Origin of the sequence: Streptomyces yerevanensis, from assembly GCF_000716805.1 — a bacterium.
GTDB classification, from domain to species: domain Bacteria; phylum Actinomycetota; class Actinomycetes; order Streptomycetales; family Streptomycetaceae; genus Streptomyces; species Streptomyces flaveus.
In genome coordinates, this window is record NZ_JNWJ01000235.1 from 1 (window position 1) to 381 (window position 381).

Genomic DNA, 381 nt, shown 5'->3' on the forward strand with positions numbered 1-381 from the left:
AACTCCCCGTGGCTGTAGCCCGGTCAGGCTCGCGGTCGTGTAGGCGGCGCTCAGGCTGGCGAGGTCGTGGACGATGCGATGCTGAACAGGGACCGGGCCTCGGCGATGGCCTCATGGTCACCCGCCCGCGGCCAGCCGGTCACCAATACCGCAGCGGTACCGAGATCAGCTGGTCGACGGGGGCAAAGTCGTCCGTCAGGGGCTTGTGGTCTCCCGCGTACTCGGCGGTCGTGCGCTCGTCCATCACCTTGAGCATGCCGGTCTTGTCGTAGCGGGAGACCCTGCGCTGCAGCTGGTCGACCGGCATCGGCCGGTCTCCGGCCACAGCTACGACGTTTCCGCCCTCCTCCCCCTTGATGATCTTGTCGAACGAAACGATCA

General features: G+C 66.7%; 1 pseudogene. It reads right to left on the reverse strand.

The annotated features are described in order from the left end of the window. Positions 1-139: 139 nt before the first annotated feature. Positions 140-381: pseudogene (locus OP79_RS49215) on the reverse strand (hypothetical protein); the annotation flags it as partial.